Below are 15,519 nucleotides of genomic sequence, written 5' to 3' on the forward strand. Positions count from 1 at the left end.
TTCCATGGCAGCATGAGCGGTTCGCGCATTGTGGCACTCGGGCACTACCAGCCCCCCAAGGTCCTCACCAACGGCGACCTGGCGGCGCTCGTCGACACCGACGACGAGTGGATCCGCAGCCGGGTCGGCATCCGGACCAGGCACATCGCCGAGGCGGAGACCGTGGTCGACCTCGCCACCGAGGCCGCGCAGAAGGCGCTGGCCCGCAGCGGCCGCACGGCCGACGAGATCGACCTCGTCGTGGTCGCCACCTGCACCGCGATCGAGCGCAGCCCCCACACCGCCGCCGCCGTGGCCGCCCGCCTGGGCGTGCGCGCGCCCGCCGCGTACGACATCAACACCGTCTGCTCCGGCTTCTCCTACGCGCTGGCCACCGCGGACCACGCGATCCGCGCCGGCGCGGCCCGCCGCGCGCTGGTGATCGGCGCCGAGCGGATGTCCGACACCCTCGACTGGACGGACCGCTCCACCTGCGTGATCTTCGGCGACGGCGCCGGCGCCGCGGTGGTCGAGGCCCAGGAGGAGGGCGCCGAGCCCGGCATCGGGCCGGTGGTCTGGGGCTCCGAGCCGGAGAAGGGCGACGCCGTGGTGATCTCGGGCTGGGACCCGGTGATCAGCCAGCAGGGCCAGTCCGTCTTCCGCTGGGCCACCACCCAGCTCGCCCCACTCGCCCGCCAGGCCTGCGAGCGGGCCGGGATCGACCCCTCCGAGCTCAAGGGCTTCGTCCCGCACCAGGCGAACCTGCGGATCATCGACGCGATCGCCGCCAAGCTGGGCCTGGCCGACGCCGTGGTCGCCCGCGACGTCGTCGACTCCGGCAACACCTCGGCCGCCTCGATCCCGCTCGCCTTCTCCAAGCTCGTCGAGCGCGGCGAGCTCACCCCGGGGGACCCTGTCCTCCTCTTCGGCTTCGGCGGCGGCCTCGCCTACGCCGGCCAGGTCGTGCGCTGCCCGTAGGCCCCGCACTGCCCGTGGGCCCCGCACCGCCCCGGAGGCGAGCGGGCGAGCAACAGACATGCCGGTGGGCGGCACCCCGTGCGAAGGGTGCCGCCCACCGGCATGTCTGGCGCGCCTGCGGCACGTCGGCGGACCTCCCCCGAGGACACGGCCGCCGTCCGTCGTCCCCGGACAGGAGGCCGGGGCTGCGCGCGGAGCGGATGGTGTGGAGGGTGGGGGGATCGGCCTACTTGGGCGCCTTCTTGCCGGTGACGCCCAGGTACACCAGGGGAGCGAGGTTGGGCTTGAGGTCCTTGACCTTGACGCCCCAGGAGGTGAAGGCCTTCTGGTGCTCGGCCGCCGAGGCGAGCAGCGAGACCAGGGCCCCGGCCACGGCGTTCGGGTCGAGCGACTTGTCGGCCTGACCCTTCGCCTGGAGTTCCTTGACGGCCTCCGCGAGCGGCTTGGCGACCGCGTTGAGGACGGTCATGCGGATCTTGAAGAACCGCTTGTCCCCTTCCGCGGCACCGAGCGTGACCACTCGGAGAATGGCGTCGTTCTTGCGCCAGAAGGCGAGGAATCCGTCGACCAGTTCTTCCGAAGTGGTCGGGCCGGACTTCCCTGCCCAGGACTTTCCGGCCACCAGCTCTTTGAGGGTGTCGGCGTCCTTGGCCATTTCCTCGGCGATTTCGAGGACTGCGCCCTCGACATCCGGGAAGTACTGGTAGAAGGTCGCGGGGGAGGTACCCGCCATACGGGCGACGTCGATGACCTTGACGTCCCGATAGGGCGACGTGCTGAGCATCTCGCGGAGGCAGTCGAGCAGCTTCTGCCGCGTCTCCTGTCCGCGTCGCCCGGCGACGCGACCGTCGACGGTGCGAACTTGTCCTGTCATGCCGTCAGCTTACAGTGGCACGATCTTGGCGCGATTCGGTGATGCGACTATTACTCCGCACGGGGGTTGTTAAGCGGTCCGAACCCCTTGGACGGATATTCACGGCTCTCGGACGGTTCGGTTGTCGCCCCCCCGTGTGCCTTTGACCCCACAGCGTGACGGCGAGTCCGCTGAGGGGTGGTCGAGTGACAGAGCGTGACGGTTTTTGCCGTGAACTGCCACGGTTTCGTGCGGAGTGTCCGAGGGCGGGGCCGCAAGCGACTTACGGAGCGGGCGTCAGAATCCGGCCTTTCCGTCATCACTGACCAGCGAACCGTTCCCCGGGGCTCCTGGGCGGGGGAGGTTGGAGATGCGCGCGGCGGCAATGGAGAATCGGGTCCGGCACCACGCGGTAGGTGCTGACGACGGGGAGGTGGCAGCGGAGTGGACCAGCTGACGGCGCACGATCCGAGGCGGATCGGGCCCTTCGAGGTGCTGGGGCGGCTGGGCGCGGGCGGGATGGGGCTGGTCTACCTGGCGCGCTCCGCCTCGGGGCGCAGGGTGGCCATCAAGACCGTCCGGGGGGAGCTGGCGGAGGACGAGCTGTTCCGGGTCCGCTTCGCCCGGGAGATCGCGGCGGCCAAGACGGTCGGCGGCTTCTACACCGCGGCCGTGGTGGACGCCGACGCGGACGCCCGGGTGCCCTGGCTGGCCACCGCCTACATCCCCGCGCCCTCCCTGGAGGACCTGGTCGAGGAGTGCGGCCCGCTGCCGGTGGACGCCACCCGCTGGCTGATCGCCGGCATCGCCGAGGCCCTGCAGTCGATCCACGCGGCCGGGCTGGTCCACCGCGACCTCAAGCCCTCCAACGTCCTGGTGGTCGAGGACGGCCCGAAGGTGATCGACTTCGGCATCGCCGCCGGGGTCTCCAGCACCCGGCTGACCATGACCAACGTCGCGGTGGGCACACCCGCCTACATGTCCCCCGAGCAGGCCAAGGACAGCCGCAACGTCCGCGGCGCCAGCGACGTCTTCTCGCTCGGCTCGCTGATGGTCTTCTGCGCCACCGGGCACCCACCCTACCGGGGCTCCAACCCGGTGGAGACGGTGTTCCAGCTGCTGCGCGAGGAGCCGGACTTCTCCGGCATGCCGCACGAGCTGATGGACCTCGTCCGCGCCTGCATGCGGCCCTCGCCCGAGCACCGGCCCACCCCGGCTCAGATCCAGGCCGAGCTGGCCCCGCACCTGTTCTCCCGGGACGACGCCGCCGGCGAGGCCGGGGACTGGCTGCCCGCCAACGCGCTGGCGCTGATCGAGAGCAAGCGCCGCCCGCAGCGCCCGGTGCCCGAGCCGCAGCCGCCGCACCCGGCGCCGCACGCCCCTCCGTACGTCCCGCCGCAGCCCGAGCCGGAGCGCCCCGCCCACGGCCCCCGGGTCGGCGGCCGGCACGCGGGCCTGGGGGAGGAGCACGGGCCCGTGCACGCGCCCGGCCCGATGACCGAGGACGGCATCCCGACCTCCAAGATCCACGCCCCGGGCCGCCCGCAGCCCCCGGCGGGGGCCGTGGAGGTGCGGCTGTCCGGCGCCTCCGTACGGATAGGCCCCGGCCCTCGCGCCGAGCACGAGCAGACCGGCCGGGGCAGCGCCCCCGCCGAGACCGACTGGGTCCGCCGGACGGGCCAGATCGGCCAGGGAGGCCCTGGCGGCGTCCGGCCGACGCCCGCACCCGCCCCCGTCGCGCCGCCCGCCCCGGCCGTGCGCTGGCGCCCCTGGCGGTTCCGGATGTCCAACGACGTCTGGGGCACCCCGGTGGTCGCCGGCGGCACGCTCTTCGTCTCCAGCTTCGAGGTGCACGCGCTGGACATCGCCTCCGGCGAGCGCCGCTACAAGACCCGGGACGTCGCCTGGGCCCTCGCGGTGGACTCCGGCCTGATGCACGCCGCGGACGGCCCGCACCTGTTCATGGTGGACGTCGCGGACGGCGCCGAGCGCTGGCGCTCCTCGCTGGACGGCTGGGTCTACTCCCTCTCCGCCGCCGACGGCGTGCTCTGCTGCGGCGTGCGCGGCGGTGGCGTCCAGCTGCGCTCGGCCGCGACCGGCGCGGAGCTGTGGCGCGCCGACGACGCCCAGCAGGACTACGAGAACCCGCAGGCCGGCCCCGTCCTGGTGGCCGGCTCCGCGTACTACCACGGCGCCGGGCGGCTGCGCTGCGTGGACCCGCGCGGCTCCGGCCTGCGCTGGTCCGTCGCGGTCGGCGAGGACGTGCCCTCGCACCCGGTCGAGCGCGGCGGCGTGCTGTACGTGACGGCCGGCACGCGGGTGTACGCGCTGGACGCGGCCACCGGCGCCGAGCACTGGCGCTTCGAGGCCCCGGTGGTGCTGTTCACCCCGCCCGCGCTGGACGCGGACACCGTCTACGTCGCCGACTACCTGGGCACCGTCTACGCCCTGGACGCGGCCACCGGCCGGGACCGCTGGCGGGCCCTCACCGGCAGCCGCCAGGGCGCCGAGCCGGTCGTGGTCGGGGACGGCATGGTGCTGGTAGGCAGCGGCGAGGTGCTGTACGCCTTCGAGGCGGCCACCGGCCGCGAGCGCTGGCGCTACACGGCGCGCGGCGAGATCGTCGGGTCCCCGGCGGTCGCGGACGGCCTGGTGCACCTGGGCAGCCGGGACCACTCGCTGCACACCCTGGACCTGGCGAGCGGTCAGCTGCGCTGGGAGCTGGGCACCAAGGGCGAGCTGACGGGCTCCCCGGTGGCCGTCGGCGGCCGGGTCTTCGTCGGCTCCAAGGACCGCTGCGTGTACGCGCTGGACGCCTACTACGGCACGGCGGTGCCCAACCGCTGAGGCGTCAGCGGTGGTGGTGGCGCCAGCCCTCCCAGGCGGAGGCGATCATCTCGGTCACGTCGTACCGGGCGTGCCAGTCCAGCTCGCGGCGGATGGCCTCGGCCGAGGCCACCACCCGGGCCGGGTCGCCCGGGCGGCGCGGGGCGATCCCCGGGGTGGTGTCGAGCCCGGTGACCTCGCCGATCAGGGCGAGCATCTCGCGGACGCTGACGCCCTCGCCCCGGCCGATGTTGAGCGTCAGCGAGGTGTTCCCGGACGGGTCGGCGGCCAGGCGGCGGGCCGCCGCGACGTGGGCGGAGGCCACGTCGGCGATGTGGATGTAGTCGCGCACGCAGGTGCCGTCGGGGGTCGGGTAGTCGTCGCCGAAGACCATCGGGGCCCGGCCGCCGGTGATCCGCTGGAAGACCATCGGGACGAGGTTGAACACCCCCGTGTCGGCCAGTTCGGGCGCGCCGGCCCCGGCGACGTTGAAGTAGCGCAGCGAGGCGGTGGCGATGCCGTACGCCCGTCCGGCCGACCTGACCAGCCACTCGCCGGCGAGCTTGGTCTCGCCGTACGGGTTCATGGGCGCGCAGGGGGTGGACTCGGTGACGAGGTCGACGTCCGGCATGCCGTAGACGGAGGCCGAGGAGGAGAACAGGAACCGCCGTACGCCCTCGGCCGCGGCGGCCTCCAGGACGGTCTGCAGGCCGGTCATGTTCTCGCGGTAGTAGAGGAACGGCTGCTCGACGGACTCGCCGACCTGCTTCTTCGCGGCGAAGTGCAGGATGCCGCTCACCCCGTGCTCGCGGATCGCGGCGGTGACGGCGGCGCGGTCCAGCGTGGAGCCCTTGACCAGCGGCACCTCGGCCGGGAGGCGCCCGGCGTCCCCGGTGCTGAGGTCGTCCAGGACGGCCACCCGCTCTCCCGCGTCGAGCAGGTGGCGGACCACGTGCCCGCCGATGTATCCGGCCCCACCAGTGATCAGCCACGTCATGGCCCAGATCCTAGGCCGTTTGCGATTCCACACCACCCTCTCGGGCGAGTCAGGCGGCAAACCAGGACAAAACGGTGGAATGCTGGCGGGGATTTCCGTGCCCACGGCATTCCCGCGCCCGTGGGCGGGGTGACGATTCGGAGGCCGCCAGGTGAGCCGCAAGAAGGAACACAACCGCCCCCTGCCCGCCGGCCCCCGGCCGACCGGGCCGAAGGCCGTCCACAGCCGCCTGTTCGCGCCCGGCGCGGTGGCGGTGGCGGCCGTGCTGGCGCTGGCCGGGTGCAGCAGTTCCTCCTCGTCCGCCTCCTCCCCCTCGGGGGGAGCCTCCGCGAGCGCCTCCGGCTCCAAGCAGGCCTCGGCGGCCCCCGGGGCCCAGCCCGGCGGGGCCAACCAGCTCCAGGACGCCTACCAGAAGGTGATCGCGGACGTGCTGCCCTCTGTGGTGCAGATCACCACCGGGGACAGCCTCGGCTCCGGGATCGTCTACGACGACAAGGGCGACATCGTCACCAACGCCCACGTGGTCGGCTCCGCGACCACGTTCACCGTCACCCTGGCCAACAGCAGCAAGACCCTCGACGCCACCCTGGTCGCCAGCTACCCCGACTCCGACCTCGCGGTGATCAAGCTCAGCAGCCCGCCCAGTGGCCTCAAGCCGGCCGTCTTCGGTGACTCCGGCAAGGTCCAACTGGGCCAGATCACCCTCGCCATGGGCAGCCCGCTGGGGCTCTCCAGCTCCGTCACCCAGGGCATCGTCTCCGCCACCGGCCGGACGGTCTCCGAGCCGAAGGGCGGCGGCTCGCCGGGCGCCACCATCGGCAACATGGTCCAGACCTCCGCCGCGATCAACCCGGGCAACAGCGGCGGCGCGCTCGTCAACCTGGACAGCCAGGTGATCGGCATCAACACCCTGGCCGCCACCGAGCCGCAGACCAACGGCGCGGCGGCCCCCGGCATCGGCTTCGCGATCCCGGCCTCCACCATCACCGGCATCGCCGACCAGCTGATCAAGCAGGGCAAGGTCACCAACTCCGGCCGGGCCGCGCTCGGCATCGTCGCCCGGAGCAGCTTCAACCAGCAGTTCCAGCCGGCCGGCGCCGTCATCGTCTCCGTCACCCAGGGCGGGGCCGCCGCCGCGGCCGGGCTCCAGGCCGGGGACGTGATCACCAAGATCGGCGACACCCCGGTGGACTCGCTGAACGCGCTCACCACCGCGCTCGCCTCGCTCACCCCGGGTGCCAAGGTCACCGTCACCTACACCCGGGACGGCAGCGGCAAGACGGCCGACGTCACCCTCGGCACGCTGGAAACCCCGTAACCCCGGTACGGCGACCCGCCCCGCGCCACCGCGCAAGGGTTCCGCGGGGCGGGTCGCCGTACCGGCTCCGGCGCGTCAGCGGCGGGCCGTGCGGGTGTGCCAGGGCAGCTCGACGGTGACGGTGGTCGGGCCGCCCTCCGGGCTCTCCACCAGGAACACCCCGTCCACCGCGCGGACCCGCTCGGCCAGGCCCGCCAGCCCGCTGCCCGGGTAGGGCGCGGCCCCGCCCCGTCCGTCGTCCTGGACCAGCACCATCAGCTGGTCCTCCGAACGCCACAGCTCCACCGAGGCGGAGCGGGCGCCGGAGTGCTTGGACACGTTGGTCAGCAGCTCGCTGACGGTGAAGTACGCGATGCCCTCGACGGCGGAGTCCGGCCGCTCGGGCTCGCCGTCCGGGCCGAGCAGGTCCACGCTCACCCTGACCCCGCCGGGGACGGTGCAGCGGGCCGCGACCGACGACAGCGCCGCGTCCAGCCCCCGGTCGGTGAGCACCGCGGGGTGGATGCCGCGGGCGAGGTCGCGCAGCTCCTGGAGGGCGAGCTTCACCTCGCCGTGCGCGTTGTCCACCATCCGGGTGGCCGCCGCCACGTCCTCCGGGCCGTCCACCTCGCGCAGCCGCTCCTTGGCCATCCCCAGGTCCATCGCCAGCGCCACCAGCCGGGCCTGCGCGCCGTCGTGGAGGTCCCGCTCGATCCGGCGCAGGTCGGCGGCGGCGCCGTCGACCACGATGCCCCGGTCGTCCTCCAGCTCGCGCACCCGCTCGGCCAGCGCGCCGGGGAAGAGCAGCGACTCGATGAGGATGCGGTCGATCGCCGCCAGGGCGCGCACCACCCAGGGCAGCAGCGGCCAGAGCACCACGATCGAGACCAGGGTCAGGGTGAAGCTGATGATCCCCCAGGGCAGCATCAGCACGTTGTAGAGCGCGGAGCGCCAGGCCAGCAGGTCGGTCAGGTGCGCGGTGGTGTAGCCGACCAGCCCCTCCCGGCGCGGGCTCACCGGCTCCGGCTCCTCGATCGCGGAGCCGTACGCGTTCCGGGCCCGCTGGCGGCCCAGCCGGCCCATCGCGCGGGAGCCGGAGAGGCCGAGGGCCAGCAGCGGCAGGCCGATGACGGTGACGGCCGTGCCCAGGCCGACCGAGAGCATCGTGATCGACAGGACGAAGCCGGCGATGCCCAGCGGCAGGTTGGCCATCAGCTGCCCGGCCTGGCGCCACATCCTCGCCCCGTACAGGGGCGGGCGCTCCATGCGGGCGTCCTGCTCCCGGATCGCGTCCACGGCTCGGTGGTGCACGGATTTCATGCGGGTCTACCGTCCCTCACGGTCGGGCCGGCGTACGGGCCGGGGTGTCAGCTTTCTGAGCAAGCTTCCCGAACCGGGGGTGGGGAGTGCCATGGGGGTGATACATCTTCCCGGGCGGGGGTTATCCCCACCCCCGCGTTCGGGCGGCCGGGGTGTCCCCCGGGTGTCCACCAGGTGTCTTGCGGAGCGGGCAGGGTTCGGGCGGAGCCGAGCCGTCCCCTTAGACTCACGCATTGGCCGTGGTCGAAACGGTGTGGGCGACGTCGCAGGGCCGCCGCGAGGGCGGGCCGGCGACCGAGGTGGAGGGCGAGGGGCATGGAGGGGCAGCACGCGGCTGCCGCCGCGGCGGACCCTGCGGTCGGCAGCGGCTACTTCGACGCGTACGCCGCGATGGGCCTGCTGGCCGTCGTCGGGGTGCTGTTCGTCGCCGTGGCGTTCACCGCCAACCGCCTGCTGCGGCCGGTCGTGTACTCGCCCGAGAAGCTGCTCGCCTACGAGTGCGGCGTGGACCCGGTGGGGGAGGACTGGGCACACACCCAGGTCCGCTACTACGTGTACGCCTTCCTGTACGTGATCTTCGCGGTCGACGCGATCTACCTGTTCCCGTGGGCGACGGTCTTCGCCGCGGCCGGGTACGGCGCCGGGACGCTGATCGAGATGTTCCTCTTCATCGGGTTCCTCGCGGTCGGCCTGCTCTACGCCTGGAAGAAGGGCGTTCTGGAATGGACGTGACGCACGACCACGGGCACGACCACGGGCACGGCGCCCAGGGCGGCCCCGTCCCGCTCGGCCTGCCCGACCCGTCGCAGCCCGGCCCCGCCGCGCTCGAACGGCGCTCGCTGGGGCCGCTGGCCCGCCTCGCGCCGGACCCGGTCAAGGTGGTGCTCAACTGGGGCCGCCGCTACAGCCTCTGGTGCTTCAACTTCGGCCTGGCCTGCTGCGCGATCGAGTTCATCGCGGCGTCCATGGCCAAGCACGACTTCATCCGGATGGGTGTCATCCCGTTCGCCCCCGGCCCCCGCCAGGCGGACCTGATGATCGTCTCCGGGACGGTCACCGACAAGATGGCGCCCGCCGTCAAGCGCCTCTACGAGCAGATGCCCGAGCCGAAGTACGTCATCTCCTTCGGCGCCTGCTCCAACTCCGGCGGCCCGTACTGGGACTCGTACTCGGTCACCAAGGGCGTCGACCAGATCATCCCGGTGGACGTGTACGTCCCCGGCTGTCCGCCCCGGCCGGAGGCGCTGCTCCAGGGCATCCTCAAGCTGCAGGAGAAGATCGCCGCCGAGTCCCTGCCCGGCCGCTACACCGCGCCCGCGTCGGCGCTGCGCCGTCCGCTGGTGGCGGGGCCGACTGCCGATGGAGGAGTGTCGTGAGCACGGCGGAGCAGGACGCGGCGTCGGTCGGCGAGTGGGCGACCGGCGCCGAGGCGTACGGGCTGGTCACCGTTGACGTGCCGGCCGAGCACTGGATCGAGGCGCTCACCAACGCCCGGGACGTGCTGGGCCTGGGCTTCTTCGACTGGATGAGCGCCGTCGACGAGCTGGCCGAGGGCTTCTCCGTCGTCGCGCACCTGGCCGCCGTCGAGGCGCCGGGCGTGCGGCACCTCGCGCTGCGCACCCGGGTGCCGCGCGGGGCCGCCGCCCTGCCGAGCGCCGTCGGCGTGTACGCGGGGGCGGCCTGGCACGAGCGCGAGACGCACGAGATGTTCGGCATCGACTTCCCCGGGCACCCGCACCTGATCACCCTGCTGCTGCCGGACGGCTTCGAGGGGCATCCGCTGCGCAAGGAGTTCGTGCTCGCCGCCCGGGTCGCCAAGGACTGGCCGGGGGCCAAGGAGCCGGGCGAGTCCGACCACGGCGGCGGGCCGGCGCGGCGCAAGATGCTGCCGGCCGGTGTGCCGGACCCGAACGAGTGGGGGCCGCTCAAGGGCACCCTGCCGCCGGTCGCCGAGCGGCCGGCGCGCGGTGCGCGGGCGGCGGGCGCGGCGGCGCGCACGCCCCGGGCGGGTGCTGCGGGTGCGGCGGGTGCGGCGGGTGCCGCCGCCGAGGGCGCGGCCGAGGTGCGGGCGGACAGGCCGCGTCGGACGCGGTCGGTGTCCGAGGGCTCGGCGAGCCAGGCGAGCCAGGCGGGCGAGGCGGGCGAGGGCGCTGCGGGCGCGGAGGGCGCTGCGGCTGAGGGCGCTTCGGCGGGGGGCGCCGAGAGCGCTCCTCCCGTACGGGCCGACCGGCCCCGGCGGACCAGGTCCGTCTCGGACGGGTCGGCCAGTCAGGCGGCCCCGGCGGGCGAGTCGGCCGAGTCGGCCGAGCGGCAGGCGCCGCCCGCGAGGACGCGGTCCTCGGACGCGCCCTGGCACAACCCCGTGCCGGCGCACGAGGAGAAGCCGTCGGGCCAGAAGGCCCCGGAGGAGACGCCCTCGGCCGAGAAGGACACCGAGACGGACGCTGAGAAGGACGCCGAGAAGGACGGAGACGGCGCGTGAACCTGCTCGACACGGTGCTGCGCTGCGTCGCCACCCTCGTCGTCTTCCTGACGTTCCCGCTGATCATCGGCCAGACCGAGCACAAGGTCATGGCGCACATGCAGGGCCGCCTCGGCCCGATGTACGCCGGCGGCTTCCACGGCTGGGCGCAACTCGTCGCCGACGGCGTGAAGTTCGCGCAGAAGGAGGACATCGTCCCCTCCGGGGCGGACCGCCGGATCTTCCAGCTGGCGCCCGCCGTCTCCCTGCTGCCGTACCTGTTCGTGCTGCTGGCGATCCCCATCGGCCCGGACGGCTTCGTCGGGCAGGCGATCGACGCCGGGCTGTTCTTCGTGCTGGCCGTGATGGGCGTCGGCGTGATCGGCAAGCTGATGGCCGGCTGGGCCTCGGCGAACAAGTTCTCGCTGCTCGGCGGCCTGCGCACGGCCGCGCAGCTGATGTCGTACGAGCTGCCGATGGTGCTCGCGGCGGCCTCGGTGGCGATGGCCGCCGGCACGCTCTCGCTGCCCGGGATCGTGGACTCCTGGCAGTGGTACTGGCTGCCCTGGCAGGTCATCGGCGGCTTCGTGTTCTTCACGTCCGGCCTGGCCGAGCTGCAGCGCCCGCCGTTCGACATGCCGATCGCCGACTCGGAGATCATCTTCGGCGCGTACACCGAGTACACCGGGCTGCGCTTCGCGCTGTTCCTGCTGTCGGAGTACGTCGGCATCCTGGTGGTCTCCGCGCTGACGGCGGTGCTGTTCCTCGGCGGCTGGCACGGGCCGATGGCGGACCAGCTCGGCTGGCTCTGGATGCTCCTCAAGACCTTCGCGCTGGCCTTCGTGGTCATCTGGCTGCGGGTCACCTACCCGCGTCTGCGCGAGGACCAGCTGATGCGCTTCGCGTGGGCGGTCCTCGTCCCGCTGGCGCTCGTGCAGTTGGCCCTCACCGGCATCATCAAGGTGGCGATCTCATGAGCGAGCGAAGCGAGCGAATCATCAGAAGGTGCGTACGGGCGAGTGCCCCTGCTGAGCGAAGCGAGGCGGGCGCATGAGTTTTCCCGGTGTCGGCCTTGCCAAGGGGCTGGCCGTGACGCTGCGGACGATGACGAAGAAGAGCGTCACGGCGCAGTACCCCGACGTGCAGCCGGTGCTGCCGCCGCGTTCGCGCGGCGTCATCGCGCTGCTGGAGGAGAACTGCACGGTCTGCATGCTCTGCGCGCGCGAGTGCCCGGACTGGTGCATCTACATCGACTCCCACAAGGAGACGCTTCCGGCCGCCGAGCCGAACGCCCGCGCCCGTACGCGCAACGTGCTCGACCGGTTCGCCATCGACTTCTCGCTCTGCATGTACTGCGGGATCTGCATCGAGGTGTGCCCCTTCGACGCGCTGTTCTGGTCGCCGGAGTTCGAGTACGCGGAGACGGACATCCTGGAGCTGACCCACGAGCGGGACAGGCTCCGCGAGTGGATGTGGACCGTCCCGGCGCCGCCGGCGCTGGACCCGGCGGCCGAGGAGCCGAAGGAGATCGCCACCGCGCGCAAGGCGGCGGACAAGCTGGCTGCGGCCGCGGCTGCTGCTGCGGCTGTCGAGGAGAAGGGTGACGACGCATGACCGGTGCTGCCACGCTCCTCGCGGCGACCGGCTCGTTGGAGCCGGCCGCCCGTTCGTTCCTGTCCCCGACCGGGCAGGAGATCGTCTTCCTGCTGGTCGGCGTCGCCGTGCTCGGCTCGGCCCTGGTCGCCGTCACCACGAAGCAGCTGGTGCACGCCGCGCTGTGGCTGGTGGTCGCGCTCGGCGGGCTGGCGGTGGAGTTCCTGCTGCTGACGGCCGAGTTCATCGCCTGGGTGCAGGTGCTGATCTACCTCGGCTCGGTGGTCGTGCTGGTGCTGTTCGGGCTGATGCTCACCAAGGCGCCGATCGGGCGCTCGCCGGACGCCGACTCCAAGAACCGCTGGGTCGCCCTGGTCGTCGCGCTGGCCTCGGCCGGGACGCTGGTGACGCTGGTCGTCGACGCCTTCCGGACCTCCTGGATCGACCTCGGGGCGGGCGGCGGTTCGGCCTCCGTGACCGGGGCCAGCCTGTTCCGGCACTGGGTGCTGCCCTTCGAGGCGCTGTCCGTGCTGCTGCTGGCCGCGCTGGTCGGCGCGATCGTGCTGTCGCGCGGGGCCGGCCGGCGGGTGCCGCCGCCCCGGGCGGGGAGGCTGCGGGCCGGGCGTCCGGTCGGCTCCAACAGGACGGTGGCCGCGAGCGCGCCCGCCGCCCGGGAGGCTTCGGTGGCCCCGTCGAGCCCGTCGAGCCCGTCGAGCCCGTCGAGCCCGTCGAGCCCGTCGAGCCCGTCGAGCCCGGGGGAGGAGAGCTGATGCACCTCGTCTACCCCGCCGTCCTCTCCGCGCTGCTGTTCAGCGTCGGCGTGTACGGCGTCCTCGCCCGGCGCAACGCCGTCCTGGTGCTGATGTCCGTCGAGCTGATGCTCAACGCCGTCAACCTCAACCTGGTCGCCTTCGACGCCTGGCTGCGCGACTCGCTGCACGCCGGGCAGGCGCTCACCCTGTTCACCATCACCGTCGCCGCCGCCGAGATCGGGCTGGGGCTCGCCATCGTCCTGCTGCTGTTCCGGGCCCGGGGCACCGCGGACATCGACCGGGCCACCGCGCTCGGCGACCCGGCCGAGGCGCTGCCCGTCGAGGAGGCCCCGTCCGTCGAGGGGGCGCCGGCCGGAGCCGAGGCGCTGAAGGGCCAGGCCACCGCATGAACCTCGCCCTGCCCGCACTCGTCCCCGCGCTGCCCGCGCTGGGCGCCGCCGCCACGCTGGCCGTCGGCAAGAAGGCGCCCGGGCTGGCCCGGCCGCTGGCCGTGGTGCCCGTCGCCGTCTCGGCCGTGCTCGCGCTGGTGGTCGCCCTCCAGCTCGGCAGCGGCCAGGCCCTGGACGCCGCCACCCGGCTCACCCCGACCGGCGGACCGGACATCGCGCTCGCCCTCCACCTGGACGGCTTCACCTCGCTGATCTCAGTGCTGGTCGGCCTGGTCGCCACCTGTGTGCAGGTCTACTCGACCTCCTACCTGGCCAAGGACCCGCGCTACCCCTCGTACGCGGCGCTGGTCTCGCTGTTCACCGCCGCGATGTTCCTGGTGGTCTACTCGGGCGACCTCATCGTGCTGCTGGTCGGCTGGGAGGTCATGGGCGTCTGCTCGTACTTCCTGATCGGCCACCACTGGGAGGGCGCCGACGCCCGCTCGGCCTCGCTCAAGGCGTTCCTGGTCACCAAGCTCGGCGACGTGCCGTTCCTGTTCGGGATCTTCCTGCTCGCCTCGGACGCCGGGAGCTTCCGGATCTCCGAGGTGCTGACGGCCGCGGGCGAGGGGCGGCTCGGGCACCCGACGCTGACCGCGCTGCTGCTGCTCGCCGGGGTCGCCGGCAAGAGCGCGCAGTTCCCGCTGCACACCTGGCTCCCGGACGCGATGGCCGGCCCGACGCCGGTGTCCGCGCTGATCCACGCCGCCACCATGGTCGCGGCCGGCATCTACCTGGTCGCCCGGCTGCTGCCGGTGTTCCTCCAGTCGGGCGCGGCGCTGGTCGTGCTCGCGGTGATGGCCGCCGTGACGATGATCGGCTCGGCGCTGTGCGCGCTCGCCCAGGACGACCTCAAGAGGGTGCTCGCCTACTCGACCGTCGGCCAGCTCGGCTACATGGCCGGGGCGCTGGCCACCGGGGACCGCGAGGCCGCCGTCTTCCACCTCGTCAGCCACGGCGCCTTCAAGGCGCTGCTGTTCCTGGCCGCCGGGGTGGTGATCCACGCCGCGCACACCAACTCGATCTCCGCGATGTCCCGCATCCCGGGGCTGCGCAAGCGCGTGCCGGACGCCCACCTGCTGATGGGCGTCGCCCTGGCGGCCCTGGCCGGGCTGCCGCCGCTGTCCGGCTTCTTCAGCAAGGAGGCGGTGCTGACCGCCGCCGAGCACGCCGCGCACGGCGAGGCGCTGACCAACGGGGTCGGCCCGGCCTCGGCGGTGCCGCAGGCCGCCGGGTGGATCGTGCTGATCTCGGCCGCGCTCACCGCGCTGCTCACCGCCGCGTACGCCGTCCGGCTGTTCCTGGTCGCCTTCCACAGCCCGGGCGCGGCGCTTCCGGCCGCCTCCGCCCCGGTGGCCGTCGGGCAGCACGAGGCCGACGCGCCGTACTCGCCCGAGCCGGACGAGGCCGACCCGGCCCGCGTCGAGCCGCCCGCGATGCGCTGGCCGCTCTGGGTGCTGGCCGTTCCGACCGTGGGCTTCGGCATGGCCGGCGGCGCCTGGGGCTGGCTGCCCTCGCTGCTGGACGGCGGCTCGCTGCGGCCCACCGGGGTCACCGGCGTGACCGGCACCGGGCTCGCCCTGGTCGGCGGGCTCGCCGCGTACGGCGCCTGGCGCTCGGCCACCGCCCGGCTGGACACCGGCCGGCCCGCCGTCGCGGGCCGGGTGCCCGAGCAGGGCGGGGCCCCGGTCGCCGAGGTGATCGTCGCCGACCCCGGGCGCACCCTGCTCGGCCCGCTGTTCGGGCCCGCCCGGCACGGCTTCGGCGTCGACCGGCTCTACCACGCGCTGTTCGTCCGCCCCGTGCTCGCGGCGTCCGGGCTGGTCCGCTTCCTGGACCGCGAGGTCGTCGAGGGCTACGTGCAGGGCACCGGGATCGGCGCCAACCTGCTCGGCCGGGCCGTCCGGCTCGCGCAGACCGGCAACGCGCAGACCTACCTCAGCGCCCTGCTCGCCGGCGTCGTCCTGCTGGCCGTCCTGGTGGCGGTGTAGCCCGTGCCCTCGCTCCCCGCCCC

14 protein-coding genes are annotated in these 15,519 nt (G+C 73.6%); 11 read left to right on the top strand and 3 right to left on the bottom strand.

The genetic code is table 11. The features are described from left to right. Positions 1 to 12 precede the first annotated feature (12 nt). Positions 13 to 957, top strand: coding sequence for a beta-ketoacyl-ACP synthase III (locus ACIRRS_RS14645; RefSeq protein WP_402969942.1), 945 nt, complete (start codon positions 13 to 15; stop codon positions 955 to 957). Positions 958 to 1,183: 226 nt separating this feature from the next. Here the strand turns inward: ACIRRS_RS14645 and ACIRRS_RS14650 are convergent, their stop codons facing one another. Next, the gene (locus ACIRRS_RS14650; protein ID WP_031063307.1) at positions 1,184 to 1,831 is read right to left on the bottom strand and encodes a TetR family transcriptional regulator; all 648 of its coding nucleotides are present in this window, start codon (positions 1,829 to 1,831) and stop codon (positions 1,184 to 1,186) included. 423 nt (positions 1,832 to 2,254) lie between these two features. Here ACIRRS_RS14650 and ACIRRS_RS14655 point away from each other — a divergent pair, with 423 nt between their 5' ends. Beyond that, positions 2,255 to 4,657 carry a PQQ-binding-like beta-propeller repeat protein gene (locus ACIRRS_RS14655; RefSeq protein ID WP_402969945.1) on the top strand — a complete coding sequence of 801 codons (2,403 nt, stop codon included), beginning with the start codon at positions 2,255 to 2,257 and terminating at the stop codon, positions 4,655 to 4,657. Positions 4,658 to 4,661: 4 nt separating this feature from the next. On the opposite strand, the gene galE is transcribed toward ACIRRS_RS14655, so the two are convergent. Beyond that, complete coding sequence (gene galE, locus ACIRRS_RS14660) at positions 4,662 to 5,633, bottom strand: UDP-glucose 4-epimerase GalE (RefSeq protein ID WP_402969948.1); 972 nt, start codon at positions 5,631 to 5,633, stop codon at positions 4,662 to 4,664. A 181-nt stretch (positions 5,634 to 5,814) separates the two neighbouring features. Here galE and ACIRRS_RS14665 point away from each other — a divergent pair, with 181 nt between their 5' ends. Next, positions 5,815 to 6,951 (top strand): S1C family serine protease, encoded by a 1,137-nt coding sequence (locus ACIRRS_RS14665; RefSeq protein WP_402970464.1) that lies wholly within the window; start codon positions 5,815 to 5,817, stop codon positions 6,949 to 6,951. Between the two features lie 75 nt (positions 6,952 to 7,026). On the opposite strand, the gene ACIRRS_RS14670 is transcribed toward ACIRRS_RS14665, so the two are convergent. Further along, on the bottom strand, positions 7,027 to 8,196 hold the full coding sequence (locus ACIRRS_RS14670; RefSeq protein ID WP_402970466.1) for a sensor histidine kinase: 1,170 nt from the start codon (positions 8,194 to 8,196) through the stop codon (positions 7,027 to 7,029). 369 nt (positions 8,197 to 8,565) lie between these two features. Here ACIRRS_RS14670 and ACIRRS_RS14675 point away from each other — a divergent pair, with 369 nt between their 5' ends. The 8 genes from ACIRRS_RS14675 to ACIRRS_RS14710 all read left to right on the top strand — a co-directional run bounded on the left by ACIRRS_RS14675 (position 8,566) and on the right by ACIRRS_RS14710 (position 15,496). Continuing rightward, positions 8,566 to 8,982, top strand: a complete 417-nt coding sequence (locus ACIRRS_RS14675) for an NADH-quinone oxidoreductase subunit A (protein WP_402969951.1) — start codon at positions 8,566 to 8,568, stop codon at positions 8,980 to 8,982. After that, positions 8,973 to 9,626 (top strand): NADH-quinone oxidoreductase subunit B, encoded by a 654-nt coding sequence (locus ACIRRS_RS14680; protein ID WP_402969954.1) that lies wholly within the window; start codon positions 8,973 to 8,975, stop codon positions 9,624 to 9,626. Before ACIRRS_RS14675 ends, ACIRRS_RS14680 begins: the two co-directional genes overlap by 10 nt. Continuing rightward, positions 9,623 to 10,732, top strand: a complete 1,110-nt coding sequence (locus tag ACIRRS_RS14685) for an NADH-quinone oxidoreductase subunit C (protein ID WP_402969957.1) — start codon at positions 9,623 to 9,625, stop codon at positions 10,730 to 10,732. Before ACIRRS_RS14680 ends, ACIRRS_RS14685 begins: the two co-directional genes overlap by 4 nt. After that, positions 10,729 to 11,688, top strand: coding sequence for an NADH-quinone oxidoreductase subunit NuoH (gene nuoH, locus ACIRRS_RS14690; protein WP_402969960.1), 960 nt, complete (start codon positions 10,729 to 10,731; stop codon positions 11,686 to 11,688). The genes ACIRRS_RS14685 and nuoH overlap by 4 nt, the downstream gene beginning before the upstream one ends. Positions 11,689 to 11,761: 73 nt before the next feature. Further along, positions 11,762 to 12,325: a NuoI/complex I 23 kDa subunit family protein gene (locus ACIRRS_RS14695; protein ID WP_402969963.1), complete on the top strand. Its 564-nt coding sequence runs from the start codon at positions 11,762 to 11,764 to the stop codon at positions 12,323 to 12,325. Further along, positions 12,322 to 13,074 carry an NADH-quinone oxidoreductase subunit J gene (locus tag ACIRRS_RS14700; protein WP_402969966.1) on the top strand — a complete coding sequence of 251 codons (753 nt, stop codon included), beginning with the start codon at positions 12,322 to 12,324 and terminating at the stop codon, positions 13,072 to 13,074. Before ACIRRS_RS14695 ends, ACIRRS_RS14700 begins: the two co-directional genes overlap by 4 nt. Continuing rightward, positions 13,074 to 13,466: an NADH-quinone oxidoreductase subunit NuoK gene (nuoK, locus tag ACIRRS_RS14705; protein ID WP_402969969.1), complete on the top strand. Its 393-nt coding sequence runs from the start codon at positions 13,074 to 13,076 to the stop codon at positions 13,464 to 13,466. The genes ACIRRS_RS14700 and nuoK overlap by 1 nt, the downstream gene beginning before the upstream one ends. Continuing rightward, positions 13,463 to 15,496 (top strand): NADH-quinone oxidoreductase subunit L, encoded by a 2,034-nt coding sequence (locus ACIRRS_RS14710; RefSeq protein ID WP_402969972.1) that lies wholly within the window; start codon positions 13,463 to 13,465, stop codon positions 15,494 to 15,496. The genes nuoK and ACIRRS_RS14710 overlap by 4 nt, the downstream gene beginning before the upstream one ends. Positions 15,497 to 15,519: the final 23 nt, after the last annotated feature.

It is taken from the genome of Kitasatospora sp. NPDC101183 (assembly GCF_044767945.1).
GTDB lineage: Bacteria > Actinomycetota > Actinomycetes > Streptomycetales > Streptomycetaceae > Kitasatospora.